3 protein-coding genes are annotated in these 3,038 nt (G+C 73.6%); all 3 read left to right on the plus strand.

Features of this window, described 5'->3' with window-relative positions:
* Positions 1-939 (plus strand): MmgE/PrpD family protein (locus tag L2I40_RS21225; RefSeq protein ID WP_237217193.1); only part of this gene is annotated, 939 nt, incomplete at its 5' end.
* Positions 936-2,063, plus strand: coding sequence for an FAD-dependent oxidoreductase (locus L2I40_RS21230; RefSeq protein ID WP_237217194.1), 1,128 nt, complete (start codon positions 936-938; stop codon positions 2,061-2,063). The genes L2I40_RS21225 and L2I40_RS21230, both read left to right, overlap by 4 nt.
* Positions 2,060-2,818: an aspartate racemase/maleate isomerase family protein gene (locus L2I40_RS21235; RefSeq protein ID WP_237217195.1), complete on the plus strand. Its 759-nt coding sequence runs from the start codon at positions 2,060-2,062 to the stop codon at positions 2,816-2,818. The genes L2I40_RS21230 and L2I40_RS21235 overlap by 4 nt, the downstream gene beginning before the upstream one ends.
* Positions 2,819-3,038: the final 220 nt, after the last annotated feature.

Raw genomic sequence — 3,038 nt, forward strand, 5'->3', positions numbered from 1 at the left:
ACCGGCGCGCCCGCGCGCGAGGCGCTCGCCGCCTTCGCGCTCGGCTACGAGGTCGCGGCGCGCGCCGGCGAGGCCTGGCGCATCAAGCCCGCCATGCATGTGGACGGGTCCTGGCACAGCCTCGGCGCCGCGGCCGGCGCGGCGAGACTCGCAGGGCTCGACGCGGAGGGCATCGCGCGCGCGGTGCGGCTCGTCGCCTGCCAGGTGCCCTTCTCGCTCTATGCACCGATCGCGGCGGGGATGGATGGACGCAACAGCTATCCGGCGCATGCGACGCTACTCGGCAGCCTCGCCGCTGCCTCGGCGGCCGCGGGCATGGACGCGCCCGAGGACGGCTTCGACACCGCACGCGCGATCGCGCTCGGCCATTCCGAGCCGGCCGCGACCGAACGGCCCGGCACCTGGCTGCTGGAAGAGGCCTACCTGAAACCCTTCGCCGGCGTGCGCCACGCGCATTACGCGGTGGCTGCGGCGCTGGCGCTGCGTGGCCGTGTGTCGCCGATGCCAGCCCGCATCGTCCTGGCCACCTATGCCGAGGCGCTGCGCTATGCCGGCAACCGCGCGCCGCGCGCCGCCATCGCCGCGCAGTTCAGCCTGAGCTGGGCGGTCGCGGCCGCCCTCGTGCAGGGCGATCTCGGGCCAGCCGCCTACACCGACGCTGCGCTCGCCGATTTGCGCCTGCGCGACATCGAGGCGCGGGTGGAACTGGTTGAGGATGCGGCGCTGACCGCAGCCGGCAAGCGCGGTGCGACGCTGACAGTGGATGGCAAGAGCGCGTCGGTCACCGGCGTCACCGGCGATCCCGACCGGCCGATGACCGAGGCTGAGGCCCTCGCGAAGTTCGCGCGCTTCGCCGGTCCCACGATCGGCGATGCCGGCGTCGCGCGCGCGATCGCGGCGCTGCTGGACGACGGCCCGGCGGAAGGGCTGTTCGGATGACCGACATCCTGATCGCCGGCGCCGGTCCGGTCGGGCTGACGCTCGCGCTCGCGCTGCACCGTCGCGGGATCGATGCGCGCGTGCTGGAGAAGCGCGAGGGGCTGTCCACCGCCTCGCGCGCCTCCACCTTCCATCCGCCGACGCTGGAGGCGCTGGACGAGCTCGGCGTCTTCGCCGCGCTGCGGCCGGGCGGCGTGCAGGTGGACCGCATCCTGTGGCGTCGCGTGGACACCGGCGCAGACGCCACGCTCGACCTCGGCATCCTCGGCGGTGAGACGCGCTTTCCCTTCCGCTGGCACCGCGAGCAGCATTGGCTGACGCCCGCGCTGCTGGCCGCGCTGCCGGCCGGCACGGTGCGCTTCGGCGCCGGTGTCGCGACGATCGAGCAGGGCGATGGCGTGACCGTCACCTGCGAGGACGGCAGCACACATCGCGCGCGTTACCTCATCGGCTGCGACGGCTCCTCCGGAGCCGTGCGCGGCCTGGCCGGCATCGCGGCGGAGACGAGCGACTACGCGCATCGGGTGCTGCGCCTGCTGACGCCGCTCGACCTGCGCGACCACGTCCCGGGGCTGGACGGGCTCGGCTACCTCTATGATGCGGATGCGTCCTGTTCGCTGCTTCGGATGCCGAAGGTCTGGCGCCTCATCTTCCGCATCCCGCCGGAGATGAGCGACGAGGCCGCGATGGCCGGGGACCACGCGCGCGCCCGCATCGCGCGCGTCCTGCCGCATCTGCGCGACCTGCCGATCAGCGGCCGCGACGTCTATGGCGTACGCAAGGCGATGGCGGTGGCGTATCGCGCCGGCCGCGTTCTGCTGGCGGGCGACGCGGCGCACCTGACCAACACGCGCGGCGGTATGAACATGAATGCCGGCGTGCACGACGCGATGACGCTGGCCGCGACGCTGCGGCGCGTGCTGGACGACGGCGACGACCAGTTGCTCGATGCCTGGGCGGCGGCGAGGCTCGCCACGGTGCGGGAGGCGCTGCTGCCGCGCACCGATGCGCGCGTCGCCGGCGGCGACGAGGTTGCGCGCATGGCGGCGCTGTCGCCGGAGCAGGCGCGCAACTGGGCGCGGGAGGCCAGCATGCTCGACATCGCGAAGGCGGGGATGCCGTGACCCACCCGATCCGCCGATGGCACCCCACGCATCGCATCGGGCTGCTCTCGCCCTCCGCCAACCCGGCGGTGGAGCCGGAGATCCGGCATCTCCTGCCGCCGCAGGCCGCGCTGCATGTCGCGCGGCTGCCGGTGATGCCGAACACCACGCTGGAACAGCGCAACGCCGTCTATCTCGGCCATGTCGAGGCGGCGCTCGGCGCCTTCGGCAACCTGGCGCTGGATGCGGTGATCGTCGGCCTCACCGGCACGAGCTACGCGCTGCCGCCGGCCGAAGACCAGGCGCTGCAGACGCGGTTGTCAGCGCATGCAGGGCGCCCGGTGATCCTCGCCTCGCGCGCCATCGCGGCGGCCCTGGCGGCACTTGGCCGCCGGCGGCTGCTGCTGTTCTCCCCCTATCCGGGCTGGCTGACGGAGCGCGCCGAGACCTACTGGGCCGCGGCCGGGTTCGACCTGGTGGAGTCCTTCAAGGTCTCCGACACCTTCCGCGCCTATGACCTGACGCCGGAGGAGGTCGCGGACGGCTTGGCGAAGCTGGCGCCGCCGCAGGATTGCGCCGTGCTGATCTCCGGCACGGGTGCCGCGACGCTGGACGCGATGGAGTGGATGCGCGGGCCGCTCGGCGTGCCGGTCCTGTCGTCCAACCTCGCCTGCGCCTTCGTCGCGTGCCGGGCGCTCGGCCTTCCGGCGAGCGAGGCGATGCGGACCTGCTGTCCGGACCTCGCCGCCCTTCTCCCGGCAGCTATCGCGACCTGACCGACTGTTCCGTCAGCGGAGGGCCCTCTGGCCCCCAGGTGCCCTGTCGCGGCTCTGCCGCGACAGGATGAGCCGTCACTACAGGATCGCCCCCAATCGGGGCCCCCGCCGCGTTGCGAAGCAACGTGGTGGGGAATGCGTTAGCGCTGGCGCGCCTTCCGCGCGTCCTGCATGGCCTTGTGCGCGGCGGCCAGCGTCGCGGCGCGGTTGCGCTGGTCGG

The sequence above is a fragment of the Falsiroseomonas oryziterrae genome (genome assembly GCF_021864505.1).
Classification (GTDB): Bacteria; Pseudomonadota; Alphaproteobacteria; order Acetobacterales; family Acetobacteraceae; genus Falsiroseomonas; species Falsiroseomonas oryziterrae.